Origin of the sequence: Bacillus cereus group sp. N11 (assembly GCF_016483605.1) — a bacterium.
Taxonomy (GTDB): domain Bacteria; phylum Bacillota; class Bacilli; order Bacillales; family Bacillaceae_G; genus Bacillus_A; species Bacillus_A toyonensis.
Genome location: NZ_JAEHBN010000025.1, coordinates 38400 through 60444 on the forward strand (window position 1 = coordinate 38400; position 22045 = coordinate 60444).

A 22045-nucleotide genomic window follows, 5' to 3' on the forward strand; every position below is an offset into this window, starting at 1 on the left:
TTTAGCCTAAAATTTTTGGTGTTGATGCTAATAATGTTTTTGTATAAGAATGTTGTGGATTACGGAATACTTCGTCCGTATTTCCAAATTCAACAAGTTCTCCTTTATATAAAACAGCCACTTTTTCACATAAATAGTGAACCATCGGTAAATCATGTGCGATAAACAAATATGTATAGCCTTGTTCCTTTTGAATTTTTTGCAACAGATGTACAATTTGAATTTGCAATGAAACGTCTAATGCTGAAATTGGTTCATCAAGAATCAATGCTTCTGGCTCACACAATAACGCTCTTGCAATAGCGATACGTTGACGTTGTCCTCCGCTAAATTCATGCGGATATCGATCAATATATCTTCTATCTAATCCAACACGCTCTAGCGCATCACCTGCTACTTTATCCTTCAGCCCTTTATCACCTAAACCGAATGAAATATAACCTTCCGTTACACTATCGCGTACTTTCCAGCGCGGATTTAATGCAGCTGTGGAATCTTGAAAAATGAACTGTACTTTCTGTAAAAAATCTCGCTTATGAGCTGACTTCAGCGTGTGAACAACTTGACCGTTATAATTAATTTCACCAGACGTTGGACTCTCAATCCCCGCTATGAGCTTTCCAAGTGTTGTTTTTCCTGAACCACTTTCACCAATAATGCCAAGTGTTGTTCCTTTCGGGATAGAAAGTGATATGTCTTTTAACGCTGTGATTTCTTTACTTTTACTTCCATATGTTTTCGTTACTTGCTTTACAGTAATTAAATCTGTCGTCATGAGGCATTCACCTTCTCTTTTGATTTCGCTTTATTATGCTCTAGAACATGCTGCCAACAATGTGAACTATGCTCCTTAGAATATGTTGTTCTCTCTGGGAAACGATGAATACATTCTTTTATCGCTACTGGGCAACGATTTACAAAAGGACAACCAAAGCTATTTAATGTTTCAATGGAAGGTGTCGTTCCTTCTATAGCACGTAATACCTTTTCGGAGTCATCCATATTCGGAATTGCTTGTAATAAGCTTTTCGTATATGGATGTTTAGGAGAACCTATTACCTCCTGTATCGTTCCTTTTTCAACGACACGTCCCCCGTACATAACAACTACTCGATCAGCTACTTCACGTACAAGTGCCAAATCATGTGTAATTAATAAAATACTCGTATTTTGTTTTTCTTTTCTTTTTTTTAATAGCCCCATAATTTGTTTCTGAATCGTTACATCTAACGCTGTTGTCGGCTCGTCTGCAATTACAAGCTTTGGATGACAAGCAAATGCAATTGCTAAGCAAATACGTTGCCTCATCCCCCCACTTAATTGATGTGGGTATTGCTCAAAGCGTTTCTCTGCTTCATGTATCCCTAAATCTTTTAGCAAGTTAATCGCAATTCCCTTTGCTTCTCTTTTCGATTTTTTCCCATGTTGCAAAATTACTTCTGTAATTTGTTTGCCTACCTTCATCGTTGGGTTTAAAGATGAAAGCGGATCTTGAAATATAAAGGAAATATCTTTTCCGCGAATTTGATTCCATTCTAATTCTTGTAAATTCGTTAATTCCTTTGATTGGAAAGATACATTTCCATCATCGATATGAATTGATTCTTGATTCAAGCCGATAATGGATTGTGCTGTAATACTTTTTCCTGAACCACTTTCTCCTACAAGTGCAACTATTTCACCTTCGTTAATAGAAAAGGAAACATGTTTCACAATTGCTTGCTTACTATTCTCTTTTTCAACAGCTAACGTTACGTTTTCTAAAGATAAGAGCTGTCCCATGTTTTTTCTCCTTTCGATTCCGTTTTACGATTTTTGGATCAATTGCATCTTGCAAACCATCACCAATTGCATTAAATGCGAACATAATGAGTGCAATCATGATTGCCGGGAAAAATAGCTGCCACCATTCTCCGCTCAATAATGTCCCGAGTGCATCATTCGTCATCGTCCCCCAACTTGCCGCTGGTGATTGTACCCCAAGTCCTATAAAGCTTAAAAATGATTCTGAAAAAATAGCTGCTGGAATTGTAAATGATAAATTGACGATAATAATCCCTGTTAAATTCGGAATTAAATGCCCATATATAATTTTCATATGTGATGTACCTAATCGCTCTGCTGCAATAACAAACTCTCGTTGTTTTAAAGACAATACTTGTGCTCGAATGAGACGAGCCATTCCAATCCATCCCGTTAATGCAAGGGCGATAATAATGGTGAAAAGACCTGGTTTCATAACAATTAATAGTAAAATAACAATTAGTAAATATGGGATGCCATATAATACTTCAATTCCTCTTATAATCCACTCATCAATTAACGTTCCAAGGCGATTACGCCCTCTCACATATCCACTAAATCCACCAATCAGTACACCAATCCCTATATCGAGGGCAGCTGCTACTAATCCAACTGTTAGTGAAATCTTCCCACCAGCCCAAGTACGTGCCCAAATATCTCTCCCTAGATCATCTGTTCCAAACCAATGTTCACTACTCGGCGGTAAATTTGTTGCCTCTTTTACTTGTTCACTCGCAGTAAATGAAGTTAAACTTTCGCCAATAAGCGAGAAAACAATAATTAGCAATAACGTCACTGTTCCTAAAACTGCGATTGGATTCGATATAAACTTACGAAACACTTCTTTCTTTCTGCTAATCGTTTGCTGATTTTTATTTATCGTTAATTCTTTTTTCTCTTCTTTCGTTAATAACTGTTCATTAATTTCATAAGCTCCCATTTAAATATCCCCCCTCCTTATGTAATAGAACGAATACGTGGATCAACAATGCGGTGAATAATATCTGTAATGAAAATACAAGTAATTAATAATGCACTATAGAAAATTGTTGTTCCCATAATCACCGGATAGTCTCGGTTAAAAATACTATCTACAAAATATTTTCCTAGGCCAGGAATTGAAAAGATTTTTTCAATAACGAAAGTCCCTGTTAAAAGTCCAGCCATTAACGGTCCAACAAATGTAAGTACTGGAACAATCGCATTTCGAAGAGCATGTCTTATAATAATCTTCTTAATTGGTATGCCTTTCGCTCTTGCTAGCTTAATATAATCACTCTGCAATACTTCGATCATATTAGAACGAACAAACCTTGTAATAACCGCAATTGGACCTAACGCCAATGCGAAAGATGGTAATACGGTATGTTCGAATGTTCCCCAAGACGCTACTGGTAAAAGCTCAAATTGAATAGCGAATACTTGTATAAATAGTGGTGCTAAAATAAAACTTGGAATAGAAATACCGAGAATTGCGAGCAAACTCACACTATAGTCAATTACTTTCCCATGATATAGAGCAGCAAATGTACCTGCAGCAATTCCGACTAACAACGAAATAACAAGTGCTTGTAGACCAATAATTGCTGATGGACCAAAGCCAGTTGTTATAATTTCTGATACACCTTGCCCGGTTGATTGAACAGATTCACCAAAATCAAAATGAACTACACCGTCTAAATAAGCAACATATTGATTCCATAACGGTTCATCAAGGTGATACTTCGCTCTCATGTTTTGAATCACTTCTTCAGGAAAGATTTTTGCATCTGATGAAAATGGATCCCCCGGAATAATATGCATAATTAGAAATGTCACTGTCGTAATAACCCATAGCGTGAACACCATAACTGATAATTTTTTAATTACATACACTTCAATAACCCCCTAAACATATATATTTACTTAGTTTTATGAACGTACTTTTTCCATTACTCCCTTTTCTCTTTTTAGAATACAAAAAGCCTTGATCTTAAAAAATAAGATCAAGGCTTAATAAACAAAGGCCCATCACTTATCTTTCAAGACTTGCTTGCTGGAATTAGCACGGTGTTCCTATTACAGAACCCGCTGCTGAGGTGTCATAGGGCCAGTCCCTCTACCTCTCTGGATAAGTAAATTGCTATATTATTATTTGGTTCAAATTGTATATTTCGAATTATAATTCTGAAAAAATGAAAAGTCAATCAAATTGGATATATTTAGAAAAATCAGTTTTTAATGAGGCCATTTATCTAAATCGCAGTTTTTTGTTTATAATATAAAGAAATGATATTAAAGGAGCTATATGATGGATCCCTTACTTCTAGCAACTATAGGACTGCCATTAACAATTGTCATACTTGTTATCATTGGATTTTATAAACTTTTCATTAAAAAGAAAAGCGTTACTTCTTTTTACACACCCTTCGATAATATTACCGGACAAACTATTTCCGAATTTCACGAAGAGCAGAAAGTGTTAGTATACGAAGATGAAGATGGTGATGGTAAGAAGAAAAAATAACCTTGCATGTGCAAGGTTATTTTTTCGTTTCTGTTTGAAAACGTTTATAGTATGTCGATGCTGTTGCAAAATTAATTTCTATATCACGAATTAATGATGAATCTTCTTCTTTAGCTAACTTCTGTAATTTTTTCATCGCTTGTTCCGATTCATTCAAGAAACCAACATATACCTCATGTTCTTGCTCTTTCGACTTCGGAACATGAATTTCTTTACGTATATTATCAATATCTTCTAACATGCTCGTTGTTACTTTTTGCACATCTTCTTTATATGTAGCATTCGTTATTTCCTTACCGCCCTTTTCCTTTGCCACTTCAAATAACTGCAGTGCTTTATTGATTTCTTTATTCATTTTTATATCATATTTTTCATGTACTGCAAGGTATTCTTTCATCTCTTCTGTTTGTTCTGTAGATTGCTCTACCTTCTCTTTCGGTTCTTTCGTATCTTTATTTCCATTACATCCCGCTAGCAGAATCATACTTCCCATTACAGCAATACCCAAAACCTTCTTCATCTCTTTTTCTCCTTTTATCTACATCTACTTCTATCTATAGTTTCTTTTATCTCCACTTGTTATTATACCGAGAACGCCCTACTTTTTACACTTAAGAGGATACCTTAATATATATACCAACATTTTTGTCACAGTATCGTCACTTTATGCAAATAACTTTTGCATCACCTTACAAAGCTGTATGAGTTATTTCAAAGAAATGAAAAAAGAGTTGATTCAAAAATATTTGAATCAACTCTTTTTTATAATTTAAGCTTCTAAATTTTGTCTTTGTTGCAGTTCAAACTGCTTTTCACTTCTTCTGGCCATAAATACATAACATAATACAGCACCAATTTCACAAAGAGCTATCACAATACCCATCGGCAATGCCGTATTACTTCCACCAATACCTACTAATGGTGCAACAAGTGCCCCTGAAATAAACTGTAATAAGCCTAGTAAAGCTGATGCTGTTCCTGCCGCTTGTTTTTGATTTCTCATTGCTAACGAGAAGCCGGTTGTCGATACAACCCCAACACTTGATACAACAAGGAATAACGAGCATAAAACACCAATGAAACCTATTCCTAATACGATTGTAAGTAGTAGAGATAAGCCACCAACAGCGGCGATAATAATACCGGAAACAAATAATGTTTTCTCATTCACTTTTCCTGCTAAACGACCAGTAACTTGGCTGGCAATAATAATACCGATACCGTTAATCGCAAAGAATAAACTAAACTGCTGTGGTGATGCCCCGTATATATTTTGCAACACAAATGGTGATCCCGAAATGTAGGCAAACATTGCCGCTGTTACTAATCCTTGTGACAATGCATATCCCATAAACAAGCGATCTTTCAGAAGCTTTCCGTATGTCGCCAATGTTCCTGACAAACCACCTGTCTCTCTTTCTTCAGGAGGTAATGTTTCACGTAATACGAAAGTAGCCGAGATTAACATAAATACACTAATTGCTCCAAGAACGATAAAGACACCACGCCACGTTGTAAACTGTAATAATTGCCCCCCGATAATCGGGGCCAAAATAGGTGCTGCTCCGTTTACTAACATAAGTAGTGAGAAAAACTTCGTCATTTCAGAACCTGAGTACATATCTCTTACCATTGCACGGGATATAACGATACCAGCAGAGCCCGAAGCGCCTTGTAAGAAACGTAAAAGCACTAAAGTCCAAATAGACGGTGCTACAGCACAAAGTAATGAAGAAGCAACATAAATAATAAGAGCAATAATAAGAGGTTTGCGCCTTCCGTAAATATCACTAATTGAACCGACAAATAATTGTCCTACTGAAAGCCCAAGTAAACATGCTGTCAACGTAAGCTGCGCAAGGGATGCACCCGTTTGTAAATCATCCGTTAATTTCGGTAACGAAGGCAAATACATATCAATAGATAACGGCCCAATTGCCGTAAGTGTTCCTAATACAAGAATCATCCATAACCTGTTCATCTTTACAGGTTTATATATTTCGTGATTAACTTCATTCACTTTTTCCATTCACCCTTTCGTATACATAATGAATCGTAACAATTATAGTTACAACATAAACATACGTCAAGTATAGCGCATTTTCCTCTTTCATAATGTAAAAAAAGCGATAGAAATTCTATCGCTTTACTTTTTCAAGTTGCTATTTGTAAATTTAGATACGGAAGACATCGCTTCTCCTGTATCTAAGTATGTGATTTGAATTGGATCTCCCACTTCTGTAAACATAGCATATGGGAATTTTTTCGCAGGTATCATAAATACTTTTTGTTCATTTTCTAACAGTACGTACACAATTGTATTTTCACCTGATTTTTCTTTATATACTCGCTGTACAATACCTTCTTTTTGCGCTTCTTTTCCACTCGAAGTTGGTCTAAATGAATCTCCACTCCCGCTTAGCGCATTTTTATAATTCTCAAGAGCTTCTTTTTGCGTCGAACCTGTTGCAAATATTTTCGCATTAGAAGCATAGATGACAGTATGGGCACGTACTAATCCCCCGTCATCAATAACAGGTACAATCCAAGAAGGTTTACCGTACACGTTATAAATAACCGGCATCGTTCCATGCCATTTCTCTCTTTTAAAGGAATTATCCACCACTTCTGAAGCAGCTGAACCATCCATAATTCCCTTTACTTCTTTTCCGTTATAGTAATACAACTTACCTGTACGTGCATCAATAAGTGAATAACCTAACGCAGAATCTACTCCTTCTTTTGGAGAGGTGAAATCAGTAAAGTAATATAGCGTTCCATCCTTACCGAAGATTGGTGTCACTCCTTCTTTCGTCCCCCACTCAGTCGGAATCTTCATATCAGTTTGCGAGAATTTTGTATTCCAAAATCCGTGAATATATTTACCGAAATACGTATTTAATGTAGATGCGGTCTCATGATTCAATACACCATCAACAAATTTAGGTGCCTTTCCTTTATCATATCTTTTCACTTCACCTGTTTGTGCATCTACTACAACAACACCCTCTACCTCAAATCCAGATCTCCCTGAAATAAATTCACCATATGTCATTGTATAATACGGTTTCCCTTTATCATCAACTTCAAATTTAGGTTTCCCCTTAAAGATTAAATTTGGTTCGGATTTTCGTACGACACGCTCTAAATTATTCCCGAAAAACATGCTTGGCACGTATTTCATCTTATAACCGAGATGCAGTTTCGCTTCGGCATCAGGGTTCGTACCTGACATCGTTACGTACCCTGGAATTGTTTCAGCTTTACGTGCTTTAAAAAACCCTGAAACTTCAATCGGCGCTACATATAAAGCCTCACCGTTTACCATTTGTGGCGTTAATTCTCCTAGCTCAAAATAAGCTACTTTCGGAATATCCCCAAATACTTTTTTCATCTTATTCTCCGCTGTCTTTGGCGGCACTGTAAACGGCTGATCATTTTCAGTAAATGGCTCTGAAATATCTTTCTCTACCTTAACAACAGAATCATATTTCTTTTGCGTGATTACTATATCGTGCAAATAACCAAAATAGCCGTAACTTGCAAGTAAAACAAACATTAGAAGACCTTTTAATGTACCTTCTAATTTCCCTATCTGATCTTGTGAAAATAAAACAAGCCCAATTAAAATTGCTACTGCAACAGAATAATGAGTAAGAATCGAATCTGCTCGATCATCAATTAGCCAAAAATATTCATAGATTGCAATACCTATCCAAAATAAAACAGGAATAACTAAAATGGATGATTTCTTACCCTTTACAACCTTCTCATCCCCCTTCTTATCCACTGCTCGAAGTTTACTACCGCTTCTTGTCCATGGAATCAAAAACAAAGTGAGAATAGCTAAAACTAAAAATTTCATCAAAGGCAATGTCCCCTTTTCTTTTGTCTTCCCTTTTAGTATAACAAACAAAGGGTATTTAGGTAAAAATAGGAATGGTTATATTTTTTTACTACTTAATACAACTCCACTTACTACATATAAGATAGATGCAATATAAAAAATCGTACCAATCGTAAAGAAATCTACTAAATACCCCGTTACAATAATCGCTACTGCGCCTCCAATTGATGTCCACACATGGTATTTTCCAATCTCATAACCAGCCTTTTCCTGCACAACCTTTCGTGCTAACGACGTTTTCTCAGTATTACGCTGCACAGCACCTAAAACTCCCATTACAACTTGAAGAATATACACATGCCAGACTTCCGTTGCAATTGGAAAACAAAGCATTAATATCGCCATGGACCAAGCGTATATTATTAATAATTTTTGATCACCTACTCTATCAGACGCCTTCCCTACTAACGGATATACAAGTGCTGAAGTTAATGCAAATAAGCCATAAGCCCACCCAAACTGTGAGAAGCTATTTCCAACATTCCGAAGCAATAAAATGTAAAAAGGAAATACCATACTTCCTGCCATCATAATGATGCTTTGTGAGGCTACAAATCTTCTATATGTCATTTCGTATACTCCCTATAAAATAAATTCACAAATCTCTCTTCTGGATCCACTTCCTTCTTCTTCTGAAGAAATTCTTCTATACGAGGATATGCTTTCTTTAGCTGTTCTTTCGTTGGATAAGAATAATACGGTAAATAATAACTACCGTTATGTTTTAAAGTAACATCAATCATCTTCCGAATGACATCCTCTGTTTTCTTCACCTCACTCTCGGAGCGTCCTTGGTTAATTAAAAGCACCAGTGCAAACATATCATCTTTTGCATAGGATAAAACTGCATTTTCATTCTTTTCCACGTAACGAATCGTAATATTGAGCAAGTTCAGTTCTTCTTCACTTAATACGGCACGTAAATCATCTATATATTCCGTGAAGGAATCTATAGGCACAAAGTATTCTTGTAGCACTTCTGTAAGGTTCGGATTTTCATATTCCATAAAAGCACTATCTGATCTCATAACATTATTCCGCGTCTCAAACTGTCCATCTGTACGTTCAAAATAACTTCTTTGTATATCCCAAAATGTATTCTTTCCCCAATCACTATAACGTGATAATCCAAGCAAAAATTTCGGCGCAGCTATAATATTTTCTTCTTTTAATTCACTGTACTCTTCTCTCATATTTTGATTTTGTGTCAATGTATAATTCGTCACATACATCTCTTTTAAAAATGAGTTTGGAGCAACAGAAATACGTGCTAAGTGCATACGAACATTTTCTTCTTTTTTCACTTTCTCTTTGAAGTAAGACGTGTATTCTTTATAGTCTATCATTCTCGTATGCATTTCATATAATTCATCATCAGTTAGCTTTAATGTCACATCTAAAATGACACCAAATAACCCGTAACCACCGATGACATATGGAAATAACTCTGCATTTTCTTCTCTACTTATATTACGTACCGTGCCATCTGCCATTAACAATCTAAATGACTCTACTGTATCAATCAATGCTTCATGACGAATATCACGCCCATGTACATTTACACTTAATGAACCACCAACAGTAAAAATGTTTTGAGATTGCATCACTTGAACTGCAAGACCGTATGGATTAATTTTCTTCTGGATATCATTCCACGTGACACCACTTTGAACTGTAATCCGCTTCTTCTCTGGATCGAATGCTAATATTTTATTATACTCTTTCATATCAAGCATCGTACCGTTCGGATAGTACGTCTGTCCGCCTTGGCTATGTTGCATACCTGCAATAGAAATCTTCTCTCCAGAAACATTTGCATCTTGCACGACCTGTTTTAATGAACTTTCATCCTCAGCATGTTCAACACGTTTAATTTTCGTTGGAAGTAACTTTCCTACATCGCTCATAATGGGATGAATTAGTTGCTCTTTATATGTATTTACAGATGTTGCAAGCAGCACTGTATAAGCTACAATGACCACCATCATCTTTCTTTTTTTCAAATGACACTCTCCTCTTCTACATCTTTTCCTCTTCATATTGTACCTATTTTCCTATGAAGAAAGTATACAAAAAAGAGGGTCCTTATTTTAGGTCCCCCTCATCAAAACTGTTACTTTGCTGCTGGCAATTTTATTGGGTCAAACTTTTCGTACGACGTATATTTTGCGTTCGTAATAATGTGTGCTTTATCCTTGCCATTACTACTCATAATCATGTCTATCTTTGCTGATTCATATTTAAAATCTTTTGTAATGATATATTCTGCATCCACTTCTTCTATCTTCGCATTTTGTGCTTGTAACATTTTCTTCTGCGTTTCATCCATGCTAGTTAACATACTTTCTGTTTCTTGCCCTTTTAATGTAAATTTCAGTTTATATTTATCTCCGCTTTTCTCCATCTTCATTTTATCTAAAACTACTTCCGGTACTTCTAACTTATCTATAATATCTTGAGTCGCTTTCATTCCACCAGCGTTTAATTGCTCCTCTGATACGGTCATAACTTCTCCTGTATTAGGGTTTTTTACCTCACCAGCAACTTTACCATCCACAGTATACACTACAACATCTGTACCGGAAATATTCATTTCAGAACGAGAATTCTTTGTCTTTGGCTCTAATTGCATCTTAGCCTTTAATATGTCCATCTCTGTTCCCTCAGCTTTTACCCCTACACCATATGTCATCGTTACATGCTCTTCATTTTTAAAAGCTTCGTTCGTTTTCTTGAAAACATCCTTCGCTGCTAATTCCTTTTCTTTTTGAACTGATTCTTTTTTCGGCTCATCCGTCTTTGCTGTTTTCTCATTACTACACCCTACCCCTAGACTGATTGCAAGTACTAAACTTGAAACAAAAATAATTTTTTTCATATTGTCGCCCCCTTTCCCAAAATAATATCACCTCTTTTCCTATGAAATCTATATAATTTTTAATCTATATTCTCTATATAGCGACATGTTTAATGAAGATCTTAAATATGATGTAAATAATAACAACTCATTTCAGGAGGTTATTATGAAGGCGATTATTTGTACACAATATGGACCACCAAACGTTCTCCAGCTTCAAAATGTAGAAAAACCTAAACCTAAAAAGAACGAAGTATTAGTTAAAATTCGTGCAACAAGTGTATCGACTGGAGATTGTAGAATACGTGGCTTTAATAGTCCCCTCTTATTTTGGGTTCCTATGCGGATCATATTAGGTTTTAGAAAACCGAGAAAACCTATACTCGGCGTAGAGTTATCCGGTGAAATCGAAGAAATTGGAACAGATGTAACTCAATTTAAAAAAGGAGACCCAGTTTTTGCATTAACAGAACTAAACCTTGGTGGTTATGCCGAATACACATGCGTGCATGAAAGTGGATTAATAGCATTAAAACCTACCAATATGACATATGAAGAAGCTGCCGTTATTCCTTTTGGCGGAACTTCAGCATTGCATTTTCTGAGGAAGGGCCGTATAAAAAAAGGACAACAAGTGCTCATATACGGCGCCTCTGGATCAGTAGGAACAGCTGCTGTACAACTTGCTAAATATTTCGGCGCGACCGTTACAGCTGTTTGTAGTAATTCAAATTTTGAACTAGTGCAATCTTTAGGGGCTGATAAAGTAATTGATTATACGAAAGAAGATTTTGCTAAGCAGGGCGAGCACTACGATATTATATTTGATGCAGTTGGAAAGTATAAAAAGTCTCTTTGTACAGACGCATTAATGCCTAATGGAAAATATGTATCTGTTAACGGAATGATGGCAAAGGTCAGTAAAGAAGATATGAACCTACTAAAACAACTAGTTGAAACAGAAAAGCTAAAACCTGTTATTGATAGAACTTACCGATTAGAAGAAGTTGCAGAAGCCCATACGTATGTAGAAATGGGCCATAAGAAAGGAAACGTTTCGATTACCTTAAAATAAAATATATTCAGAAAATAACATTGACAATTCCTTTTGTTAGATTTACTATTAGTACCATATTTAAAAACTACATATACATACTCTTATCAAGAGTGGCGGAGGGACTGGCCCGATGATGCCCGGCAACCGAGCTTATAACGTATAAGCTAAGGTGCTAATTCCTGCAAAACGAGTTTTCGTTTTGGAAGATAAGAGAGGAACCTATTTCGTCTATTCGGCACCTCTCTTATTTTGAGAGGTGCTTTTTATTTTGGAACGTATATTAAGGGGGAATTGTAGATGAAGAAAGTATTATTGAGCATTGTAAGCGGAGCGGTACTATTATTAGGCGCATGTGGCGCAAATTCAGATAAAGATGTAAAAATATTAGACGAGAAAAAGATTACTGTCGGTGTAACAGGTGGACCACATGAACAAATTTTTGAGAAGGTTAAAGAAGTTGCGGCAAAAGACGGTCTCGACATTGATATAAAAATATTTAATGATTACGTAGCACCAAACGTTTCGTTAGATGAAAAAAGTCTTGATGTAAATAGCTATCAAACGAAATCATATTTAGATGTATTTAAAGCCGAACGCAATATGAAATTAACTGAAGTATTTTCAACAGTAACATTCCCAATGGGCGTATATTCTAAAAGCTTAAAAGATGTAAAAGAATTAAAAGAGGGCGATGCAATCGCTGTACCAAATGACCCAACGAATGAACTTCGAGCTTTAAAATTATTTGAAAAAGCGGGGGTTTTAAAAGTTGATCCAAAGGCTACAGAAAAAGCGACTGCAAAGGATGTAATTGAAAACCCAAAAAATTTAAAGATTGTTGAATTAGAAGCTTCTCAATTACCAACGCAATTAAGTGAAGTGAAAGCAGCTGCAATTAACACAAACTTTGCATTAGGTGCAAAACTAAATCCAGCGAAAGATTCCATTTTCCGCGAAGGAAAAGATTCACCATACGTGAACTGGGTCGTTGTTCGTACTGAAAATAAAGATGATGCTGTTGTAAGTAAATTAAAGAAAGCTTATCAATCTAAAGAAGTAAAAGAATTTATCGAGAAAAAATTTGATGGTTCAGTTTTACCATCTTGGTAGGAGCTGACGATAATGATTGAATTAAAAAACGTCTCCAAAGTATTTACAACAAAAAAAGGGACTGTTGAGGCTCTTAAGTCTACTTCCCTTAAAGTAGAAAAAGGCGAGGTATTTGGAATCATTGGGTATAGCGGCGCTGGTAAAAGCACATTAATTCGCTGTGTAAATTTATTAGAAAAACCAACGACAGGAAACATCATCGTAAACAACCAAGACTTAACCACTTTATCAACAAAAGAACTAGCAAAAGCGAGGCAAAAAATCGGAATGATTTTTCAAGGATTCAATTTACTTAAAACTGTTACCGTTTATGAAAATATCGCATTGCCGTTACGCCTTGCTGGCATTCCAAAAGAGGAAATTGAAAAAAGAGTAGAAAAATATTTATGCATCGTGGATCTTTTTAACCGTAAAGATGCTTATCCAAGCGAACTTTCTGGCGGCCAGAAACAACGTGTTGCCATCGCTCGTGCACTATCACATGAACCAGAGGTTTTATTAAGTGATGAAGCAACGAGCGCATTAGATCCAGAAACAACTGATTCTATTCTTGATTTATTACTAAAAATTAATGAAGAAATTGGAATTACGATTTTACTCATTACACATGAAATGAATGTCATCCAGCGTATTTGTGACCAGGTTGCCGTTATGGAGCATGGATCTGTAGTCGAAAGCGGGACTGTGAAAGACATTTTTACAAATCCACAACATGTAACAACGAAGAAGTTTGTAAATAGCGCATTTGCAGCTAAAATTCCAGAAGAAGTACAAAAAGAACTACAAACTACTGGTGAAATTGTAACACTTTCTTTTATAGGAAGTTCTTCAGGAGAACCAGCACTAGCTGTCGCTACAAAACGTTACCAAGTATATCCAAATATTTTATCCGGTAATATTACGCAGTTAAAGCATGAGGCATATGGGAAACTTGTCGTTCATATGCAAGGTGAAAAAAATGAAGTAAACCGTGCTTTAGCATTCTTACAAGAGAAAGGTATCATCGTAGAGGGAGGGAAAACAGACTATGGAAAACAAGTCCTTTTTGGATGAATGGGGTGAAGTCATATGGGAAGCAACAATTCAAACATTTCAAATGACATCTATTTCATTACTTATCTCTATCCTTATCGCATTACCGCTCGGCGTTACACTTGTTTTGACGAGACCTGGTGGACAGCGAGAAAATAAACTTATCTATCCTATTCTTAATACAGTTATTAATGTCATTCGCTCTCTTCCATTTATCATTCTATTATTCTTCATTTTACCTTTTACGAAGTTTCTAATGGGAACATCCATTGGCGTGCAAGGTGTTATCGTACCACTTGTCGTCTTCACAGCTCCTTATATTGCACGCTTAATGGAGACAGCTTTACTAGAAGTGGATCGTGGTGTTATTGAAGCTTACCAAGCAATGGGAGTCTCTACTATAAAAATCATTTGGCACGTCATGGTTAAAGAAGCACGTCCATCTCTTGTGCTCGGATTAACGATCGCAACAATCGGCTTAATTGGCGCAACAGCGATGGCTGGTCTTGTAGGCGCTGGCGGGCTAGGGGACTTGGCATATCGCTTCGGACATTTACGCTATGAACCTGAAGTAATGTATGCAACCGTCTTTATTTTAATTATCCTCGTTCAAGGATTACAATCTTTAGGGAATGGTGTTGCACGAAGATTGAAGAAAGATTAGAAAGAAGGCATCTCACCGGAAGGAGATGCCTTCTTTTTACCTTTTAAATCCACCTTCCGAATGAATCACTTGTCCCGTAATCCACTCTGCTTCTTCACTTACTAAAAACTTTATGAGTCTAGCTGCATCCTTTGGCTCACCAATCCTGCCCAAAGGAAACATCGGCTTTAATCCTTGCTTTATCTCTTCAGTCATCCATCCTGTACTAGTTGGACCTGGGTTAATTGCATTCACTGTTATTCCTAAATGGGCTACTTCTGCTGACAACGTACTAGTAAGAGCATCAATAGCTCCTTTCGTTGTTGCATACGCCAGTTCTCCTGCCATAGGCCCTTGAAATTGCCCCGAAGTCATATTCACAATTCTACCACCAAATTTCTTATCAAATCCTCGGGCAAATTGACTACTTAACAATGTAGTCGCACGAACATTTACCATGTAATGCTTATCCAGCTCTTCAGCAGACAAATTAGAGAAATCATTATTCGTAGAATACGCTGCATTATTAATTAATATATGAGGGTAGCCTAGTTGTTCAGTAACCCTATTTATAAGCTCTTTCGGTGCATCATTTTGAGTTAAATCTAACTCCATGCTCGATACTTTAACACCTTTTTGTATTAGCTCTTCTTTTAATTGTATTTGTTCATTTTGCTCAACGCCCCAAGGCATCTCTTTATCGTAAGCTGTCCAATACGTAAAAAATATATCGTATCCAGCCTCTGCTAACTCTGTGCAAATAGCTGCTCCTATACCGTCTAGACGACTTACACCTGTAACAACTGCTACTTTATTTTTTAATTGATTCATCATATACTCCTCCAATTTTAAAGGACGCATATTTTATATGAGAGATATAAATTTCCCCACAAAAAAGATAGATACATAATAGGCCTACCCTTACCGAAGGAATGACTACGCCAAATATGCAGTCCTTGAATGATTTACAGATAGCTAAATAAACCCTCACTTATGAGAGAAAAATAATCTATCCAATTGCTAATCATTACAAGTTCATCCACATATCTAGTCTTTGCCTCCTTTTGATATATCTCTATTATTAGTCTATCAAAAAAGATGAAATGTTACAAAAAATAAAACAATTACTCACAACATATATTCGTTCACATTTCCTTCATTGTGAATTTATTCACAATGGATATATAATAAACATGTAAATACAATATTGGAGGGATTTCAATGGTTATCAATTTTTTAAGAACTGATAAACGTGCTACTTTCATATTATTACTTTTACGTCTTTACATAGGATATTCTTGGATCACTGCTGGAATAGGGAAAGTTTTAGGACAATCTTTTGATGCCAGCGGTTTCCTCAAAGGCGCCATCGCCCAAGCATCAGGCGATCACCCCGCAGTACAAGGCTGGTGGGCGGATTTCCTTCAAAACTTTGTTCTTCCGCACGCAGACTTATTTAGCTTTTTCGTACAATGGGGAGAAATCTTAGTAGGTTTAGGTTTAATTTTAGGTGGATTAACAAAAACTGCTGCATTCTTTGGAATCATAATGAATCTTTCATTCTTATTAAGTGGAACTGTTAGTGTAAACCCAAACATGCTTGTTTTAACTATGTTCATTTTAATTGCAGGTCATAATGCTGGACGTATTGGATTAGACGGTTATGTTTTCCCTAAACTTTTCCGGAAAAACAACCACGAAACATATAAATTAAGTAAAACTGCGTAGTAACAGTTTACTTTTAAAATATAAGTAAGAAAAGAGCCTAAGTATAGGCTCTTTTCTTACTTACTCCAAATTTAAACTCTTAACGAACCGCGAAACCCTCTAGCAGCATAATAGGAATCTGCTCCATTGTGGTACACAAAAACGTGTCCAAAGCGATAATCGCAAAATAGAGCGCCACCGAGTTCGCGAATATCTGAAGGCGTTTGTACCCAGCTTGATGATTTCATATCGAAATCCCCAATTTGTTGCAAATCTCGATATTGTTCTTCAGTTAATAATTCAATGCCCATAGCAGTTGCCACATCAATGACATTATTTTCTGGTTTATGTTTTTTTCTTGACTCTAACGCTTCAAGATCATAACAAAGACTTCTGCGGCCTTTAGGACTCTCCTTTGAACAATCATAGAAAGTATACTCGTCCTTCTCTTTATCATAACCAACAACATCCGGCTCACCGCCAGTTACTTCCATTTCATTAAGTGACCATAATTTCTCAGCATTAACATCCAGCTTCGCTTCAACTTTAGCCCATTCAAGACCTTCATGACGATTCATATTCTTCTCAAAACGAGCTTTCAATACTTTGAATAATTCTTCACGCTGTTCTACTGGTAACACATTTTTATTTTCTGTCATATTAGTCCTCCGAATTACATTTCCTTATAATCATAATGGTTTGCATGCAGTTTACAACAAATTATATAATTTGTTGTATCTCTTTTTCAACAATATGACCCGATTGTACAACGAAAAATCCCTGTACGAATATCCATTATATAGTACGAAAGCCCTCCATACTTTCTCCAAGAATATAATGTGAAAACCACATCAAGTTCTGCTTCATAATAGCTACTCTCATTCCCGGCTGATCAGAACTATATGCCATTCCTTTAAATATAATTAATTCTGTATCAACTTCCATATCTCTTAATCCTTCATATAGCTCATATGCATTTGTAGTTGGAATTCTTGCATCCTTTTCCCCATGTTGAATTAAGGTAGGCGTACAAGCTGATTTAATATATGTCATTGGTGATGTCTTCGTATAGATCTCCGGATCATTCCATGGAGTATTTCCTAAATACATTCTAATAAAGTAAGGGATATCTGTATTTACATAATGGGTACCCCAGTTCGTAATTCCGCCCCCAACTGAAATAGCTTTAAATCTACTACTAAATGTAGAACAGAAAGCTGATATATATCCTCCGTTACTCCATCCCATAACTCCTACTGTATCTTTATCTACAATCCCTTGATCAACTAGTTTATCCACCCCTGATATAACATCATCATAGTCAGCGATTCCCTGTTTTCTGTAGTTTGCTTTTAAGAATTCATTACCATAACCTGAGCTTCCTCTGTAGTTTGGCTCTAAAACGATAAAGCCTTTTTCGATAAACTGTTCAATCGGATATTTCTCATTGAAGCAGTCTGAAAATATCGGAAAGGATGCCCAAGCCGGGCCACCATGAATTACTACTAATAAAGGATATTTTTTATTTGAGTCAAACTCTGCTGGGGTTGATAACACACCCTCAATTTCAAGGCCATCACTACTTTTCCATGAGATGATTTCCCTATTACTTTTAAGCTTGTCTTCGAAAAAGCTATTTTCATTCGTTATTTTTTTATCATCCAAATAGATTTCAAAGGTTTCATTTGTTATAGCCTTATTATAGGTTATATGATTTCCATCCTTTGTTATAGAGGCATCCATTATAAAGCCATCTACCTTGTCGCTTAATGCTTCCACAGTGCCATCTTCAGCTAGTAATCCAATACGATAATTCGTTTTATCCTGCCATCTAATTAAAATTCCTTTAGCTGTCCACTGTAATGGCGTAACCGTACTATCAAAGTTTGTTAGAGGCTGAATTACCTCTCCAGTATTCATATCATATATCTCTAATGTATTATCTTGTATATGATTTCTATAGTAATCCTTCTCTCTTATGCTTGCTGAGTAACATATTTTATCGCCCTCAGGAGAAAAGCAGATGCTCGCTCCTAACAACGTATCTATACTCATCTTTTGTAGTTCCCCAGCTTCAACATCTAATATATATAGATCACCATTCATATAATCGTTTAGGCTTGGTGTAGCCATACATACAACCTTTTTCCCATCATTTGAAATATCAAAGTTATGTATATAAAAATCCTTACCGTCCGTTAGTTGATAAACACCGCTAACCTTCCGTTCCTGTTTATCATTTTGTTTCACTTTTTCTATTTCAATGTAGTATAAACAATTATTCTGATGTTCCTTACCTACATGATGGAAATCTCCATATCGTTCCTTACGTTTCTTTATCTCCTCACATTCTTTTGACTGTGCAATATAATAAAAACCTTTACCAGTAGGCTCCCATTTGAAATTACTGACTCCTTCTTTCTCATCAGTAATTTGAACCTCACTATAGCCGTCTATTGACTTAAAAAAGATCTGATTTTTCCCATCTCCAACAGGGCTAAGATATGCGATACCCTTAGAATCTGGAGACCATAATGGATATGTACTATCTATATCTCCAATTGTTAATGGGTAACTCTTCCCTTTTTCCTTTTCATATATCCATACATGATTTCTATATGTATTGTCTTTCCAGTTAGCTTTCTTTTTAACAAACGCTACATTTTTGCCATCATCACTTATATTTGTACTTGATAAGGCCGGTAATGAAATAATCTCTTCTATACTTAAATATGTTTTTTCTTTCACTTTCATTAATAAGCACCCCTCGTCATGTCTAGTCAATTAATGCATCTACACTCCCAAGATTCCCGTTCAATTGGATCAGCTAGGTGTTTCATCCCAAGCCCTTCAGCAATAACAATCGTCTTTTCTTGTAGTAATAAAGAAAACTGTTCATGAATACTTAAAATATTACTAGAAAATTCAGATAAACAAAAGTAGTTTCGTTCCAAACTCGATAAAGTGAACCTTTAATTAGTAGGGTTCTGCCCATCCCCACTGCTAGTTCCTCACTCCTCTTTAGTCCAGTCCACTTATCGATTTTAAATGTTCTTTTTCTTTTGGACACAAAAACACCCCTTTAGATAAAAATATCCAAAGGGGTGAGGCTTCACAAATTTATTTCAAATCTACCAATCTTCTACTCAACCGTAACAGACTTAGCTAAGTTACGTGGCTTATCAACGTCACACTCGCGGTGAAGTGCTGCGTAGTATGAGATAAGTTGTAATGGAATAACTGCTACTAGCGGTGCTAGTGCTTCGTGTACAGCTGGTAATACGAAGCTGTCTCCTTCCATTTCTAAGCCTTTCATTGAGATGATACATGGGTTAGCTCCGCGTGCTACTACTTCTTTCACGTTACCGCGAATTCCAAGGTTTACGTGCTCTTGTGTAGCAAGTGCGATAACTGGTGTACCATTTTCGATTAAAGCGATTGTACCGTGTTTTAATTCTCCTCCAGCAAATCCTTCTGCTTGGATGTAAGAGATTTCTTTTAGTTTTAACGCACCTTCTAATCCTACGTAGAAGTCTACGCTACGTCCGATGAAGAAACAGTTACGCGTTGTTGCTAAAAATTGTTTTGCTAATGCGTCCATTTCTTCTTTTTGATCACAAAGTTCTATCATTGCATTTGCTACAATTCCTAGTTCGTGTGTTAAGTCGAAATCAAGAACTTCACCTTTTGCTTTAGCAATGTCAGCCGCTAAGATTGAAAGTACTGCAAGCTGTGCTGTGTAAGCTTTCGTTGATGCAACCGCAATTTCTGGTCCAGCGTATAGTGGAAGTGTATAGTCAGCTTCACGAGAAAGCGTAGAACCAGGTACGTTTGTAATTGTTAATGCTTTATGACCCATTTCATTTGTTTGCACAAGTACTGCACGGCTATCAGCTGTTTCACCACTTTGTGAAATGTAAATGAAGAATGGTCTTTCTGTTAATAATGGCATGTTGTAAGAGAATTCACTTGCTACGTGTACTTCAACTGGTGTTTTTGCAAACTTCTCGATAAATTGTTTTCCAACAAGACCTGCATGATAACTCGTTCCACATGCAATGATGTAAATACGATCGCTATCTAAAATCGCGTTGCGGATATCTTGATCTAATTCAATTTCGCCATTTTCATCTTGATACTTTTGAATAATATTACGGATTACAAGTGGTTGCTCATCAATTTCTTTAAGCATGAAATGAGGGTATGTTCCCTTTTCAATGTCACTTGCATCTAATTCCGCTGTAAACGGTGCACGTTCAATCGTTTCACCTTGTAAGTTTTTAATTGTAATGCTTTCTTTCGTTACGATTACGATTTCTTTATCCATTAACTCAATAAATTGATCTGTAACTTGTAACATCGCCATAGCGTCGCTCGCCACAACATTAAAGTTGTCACCAACACCTACTAATAGCGGGCTTTTGTTTTTAGCAACATAAATCATGTTTGGATTTTCAGCATCAAGTAATCCGATTGCATAAGAGCCATGTAAAAGAGATAGCGTATTACGGAACGCTTCTTCTACACTTAATCCTGTGCTCACTTGTTGTTCCATAAGCTGTACGATAATTTCTGTATCTGTTTCACTTACGAACGTTACATCTTGTAAATATTCCTTTTTCACTAATTCATAGTTTTCAATTACACCGTTATGAACTAGTGTAAAGCGCTTTGATGTACTTTGATGCGGATGCGCGTTTACCTTACTTGGAACACCGTGTGTAGCCCAGCGTGTATGTCCGATACCTACGCTTGCTGCTACGTTCTCATCTACGATTTCGCGAAGTTTTGCAATACGGCCTTTTTCTTTGTACACAACAACACCGTTCTCTGCTTGTACTGCAATACCTGCTGAATCATATCCACGATATTCTAGTTTTTCTAAACCTTTTAATAAAATTTCCTTTGCATCTTGTTCTCCAATAAATCCTACGATTCCACACATGTTTAGTCGCCGTTACAAATGCTTACACTGCTCTGCGAACATGTAACGACATAGTCCGATACCATTTTTATTTATACTAAAAAACGGATTACATATTGCTAGCCCTGTAAGCTTGTAACGGCTTTCACCTTCCTCTCGATTGGGTTTAAGTCCGTATATACTTATACAGCTAGTTTTCATCCGTTCCTTTTCTCTCATCACACTTTCACCTTTGTCCATTAAGTCACCTTAATGATTTAAGTAAAAGCTTGCGGTTATGATGAACAACCGGGAGTCATCCGCCGAAATCTCGATAAAACTCCACCTCGTCAACTACACTACTTGTAGTTCTGGCGCTTTTATAATTTACAACATTTACTTTGAGAAAAAGAACAAGACAATCTTATAACAAACATTATAAACCGTCAATGAAATTTTTTTCATCGTCTTTAAAACATATGAAAAAGGAGCACTTCTTGTGCTCCTTTTAAAATAAATT

At 36.3% G+C, this 22045-nt stretch carries 21 protein-coding genes and 2 riboswitches; of the genes, 6 read left to right on the forward strand and 15 right to left on the reverse strand.

Annotation, left to right across the window (positions count from 1 at the left end; all coding sequences use genetic code 11):
- Nucleotide 1: 1 nt before the first annotated feature.
- Genes JDS98_RS26860 through JDS98_RS26875 form a run of 4 tightly spaced genes read right to left on the reverse strand, consistent with a single transcriptional unit; the run spans nt 2 to nt 3678 of the window.
- Nucleotides 2-775, reverse strand: coding sequence for an ABC transporter ATP-binding protein (locus tag JDS98_RS26860; RefSeq protein WP_097958063.1), 774 nt, complete (start codon nt 773-775; stop codon nt 2-4).
- Nucleotides 772-1782 (reverse strand): ABC transporter ATP-binding protein, encoded by a 1011-nt coding sequence (locus JDS98_RS26865; protein WP_199634512.1) that lies wholly within the window; start codon nt 1780-1782, stop codon nt 772-774. The genes JDS98_RS26860 and JDS98_RS26865 overlap by 4 nt, the downstream gene beginning before the upstream one ends.
- A complete protein-coding gene (locus JDS98_RS26870; RefSeq protein ID WP_097958066.1) occupies nt 1739-2743 on the reverse strand; it encodes an ABC transporter permease in 1005 nt (334 codons plus the stop codon). Before JDS98_RS26870 ends, JDS98_RS26865 begins: the two co-directional genes overlap by 44 nt.
- A 17-nt stretch (nt 2744-2760) precedes the next feature.
- Entirely contained in the window at nt 2761-3678 is a 918-nt protein-coding gene (locus JDS98_RS26875) for an ABC transporter permease (RefSeq protein WP_000289322.1), read from the reverse strand.
- A gap of 136 nt (nt 3679-3814) precedes the next feature.
- Nucleotides 3815-3920: riboswitch (SAM riboswitch) on the reverse strand.
- Nucleotides 3921-4093: 173 nt separating this feature from the next.
- Between JDS98_RS26875 and JDS98_RS26880 the strand changes: the two genes are divergently transcribed.
- On the forward strand, nt 4094-4309 hold the full coding sequence (locus tag JDS98_RS26880) for a DUF3951 domain-containing protein (protein ID WP_000371394.1): 216 nt from the start codon (nt 4094-4096) through the stop codon (nt 4307-4309).
- A gap of 16 nt (nt 4310-4325) precedes the next feature.
- Here the strand turns inward: JDS98_RS26880 and JDS98_RS26885 are convergent, their stop codons facing one another.
- The 6 genes from JDS98_RS26885 to JDS98_RS26910 all read right to left on the reverse strand — a co-directional run bounded on the left by JDS98_RS26885 (nt 4326) and on the right by JDS98_RS26910 (nt 11094).
- Nucleotides 4326-4829, reverse strand: coding sequence for a hypothetical protein (locus JDS98_RS26885; RefSeq protein ID WP_000756524.1), 504 nt, complete (start codon nt 4827-4829; stop codon nt 4326-4328).
- 249 nt (nt 4830-5078) lie between these two features.
- On the reverse strand, nt 5079-6338 hold the full coding sequence (locus tag JDS98_RS26890; RefSeq protein ID WP_199634513.1) for a multidrug effflux MFS transporter: 1260 nt from the start codon (nt 6336-6338) through the stop codon (nt 5079-5081).
- 117 nt (nt 6339-6455) lie between these two features.
- The gene (locus JDS98_RS26895; protein ID WP_000670917.1) at nt 6456-8174 is read right to left on the reverse strand and encodes a DUF3981 domain-containing protein; all 1719 of its coding nucleotides are present in this window, start codon (nt 8172-8174) and stop codon (nt 6456-6458) included.
- Nucleotides 8175-8252: 78 nt separating this feature from the next.
- Entirely contained in the window at nt 8253-8786 is a 534-nt protein-coding gene (locus JDS98_RS26900) for an MFS transporter (protein ID WP_000222357.1), read from the reverse strand.
- Nucleotides 8783-10219: an FAD-binding oxidoreductase gene (locus JDS98_RS26905; RefSeq protein ID WP_141546091.1), complete on the reverse strand. Its 1437-nt coding sequence runs from the start codon at nt 10217-10219 to the stop codon at nt 8783-8785. Before JDS98_RS26905 ends, JDS98_RS26900 begins: the two co-directional genes overlap by 4 nt.
- A gap of 110 nt (nt 10220-10329) precedes the next feature.
- Nucleotides 10330-11094 (reverse strand): DUF6612 family protein, encoded by a 765-nt coding sequence (locus tag JDS98_RS26910; RefSeq protein ID WP_097958069.1) that lies wholly within the window; start codon nt 11092-11094, stop codon nt 10330-10332.
- Between the two features lie 145 nt (nt 11095-11239).
- Here JDS98_RS26910 and JDS98_RS26915 point away from each other — a divergent pair, with 145 nt between their 5' ends.
- From JDS98_RS26915 to JDS98_RS26930, 4 genes are all read left to right on the forward strand, one after another.
- Nucleotides 11240-12148 carry an NAD(P)-dependent alcohol dehydrogenase gene (locus tag JDS98_RS26915; RefSeq protein ID WP_000643898.1) on the forward strand — a complete coding sequence of 303 codons (909 nt, stop codon included), beginning with the start codon at nt 11240-11242 and terminating at the stop codon, nt 12146-12148.
- Between the two features lie 80 nt (nt 12149-12228).
- Nucleotides 12229-12343: riboswitch (SAM riboswitch) on the forward strand.
- A gap of 84 nt (nt 12344-12427) precedes the next feature.
- On the forward strand, nt 12428-13240 hold the full coding sequence (locus JDS98_RS26920; protein WP_000756964.1) for a MetQ/NlpA family ABC transporter substrate-binding protein: 813 nt from the start codon (nt 12428-12430) through the stop codon (nt 13238-13240).
- A 12-nt stretch (nt 13241-13252) separates the two neighbouring features.
- On the forward strand, nt 13253-14293 hold the full coding sequence (locus tag JDS98_RS26925; protein WP_000571369.1) for a methionine ABC transporter ATP-binding protein: 1041 nt from the start codon (nt 13253-13255) through the stop codon (nt 14291-14293).
- The gene (locus tag JDS98_RS26930) at nt 14268-14936 is read left to right on the forward strand and encodes a methionine ABC transporter permease (RefSeq protein WP_000428866.1); all 669 of its coding nucleotides are present in this window, start codon (nt 14268-14270) and stop codon (nt 14934-14936) included. Before JDS98_RS26925 ends, JDS98_RS26930 begins: the two co-directional genes overlap by 26 nt.
- 36 nt (nt 14937-14972) lie before the next feature.
- On the opposite strand, the gene JDS98_RS26935 is transcribed toward JDS98_RS26930, so the two are convergent.
- On the reverse strand, nt 14973-15749 hold the full coding sequence (locus JDS98_RS26935) for an SDR family oxidoreductase (RefSeq protein WP_002105638.1): 777 nt from the start codon (nt 15747-15749) through the stop codon (nt 14973-14975).
- A 387-nt stretch (nt 15750-16136) separates the two neighbouring features.
- On the opposite strand from JDS98_RS26935, the gene JDS98_RS26940 reads away from it, so the two are divergent.
- Nucleotides 16137-16643, forward strand: a complete 507-nt coding sequence (locus JDS98_RS26940; RefSeq protein WP_000236354.1) for a DoxX family membrane protein — start codon at nt 16137-16139, stop codon at nt 16641-16643.
- A 71-nt stretch (nt 16644-16714) separates the two neighbouring features.
- On the opposite strand, the gene JDS98_RS26945 is transcribed toward JDS98_RS26940, so the two are convergent.
- From JDS98_RS26945 to JDS98_RS26960, 4 genes are all read right to left on the reverse strand, one after another.
- Nucleotides 16715-17281, reverse strand: a complete 567-nt coding sequence (locus JDS98_RS26945) for a DUF4256 domain-containing protein (protein ID WP_000138392.1) — start codon at nt 17279-17281, stop codon at nt 16715-16717.
- Between the two features lie 136 nt (nt 17282-17417).
- Nucleotides 17418-19376 carry a S9 family peptidase gene (locus tag JDS98_RS26950; RefSeq protein ID WP_098711729.1) on the reverse strand — a complete coding sequence of 653 codons (1959 nt, stop codon included), beginning with the start codon at nt 19374-19376 and terminating at the stop codon, nt 17418-17420.
- 388 nt (nt 19377-19764) lie between these two features.
- The gene (glmS, locus tag JDS98_RS26955; protein ID WP_000334150.1) at nt 19765-21567 is read right to left on the reverse strand and encodes a glutamine--fructose-6-phosphate transaminase (isomerizing); all 1803 of its coding nucleotides are present in this window, start codon (nt 21565-21567) and stop codon (nt 19765-19767) included.
- A 12-nt stretch (nt 21568-21579) separates the two neighbouring features.
- A complete protein-coding gene (locus tag JDS98_RS26960) occupies nt 21580-21765 on the reverse strand; it encodes a hypothetical protein (protein ID WP_033659100.1) in 186 nt (61 codons plus the stop codon).
- Between the last annotated feature and the right edge of the window lie 280 nt (nt 21766-22045).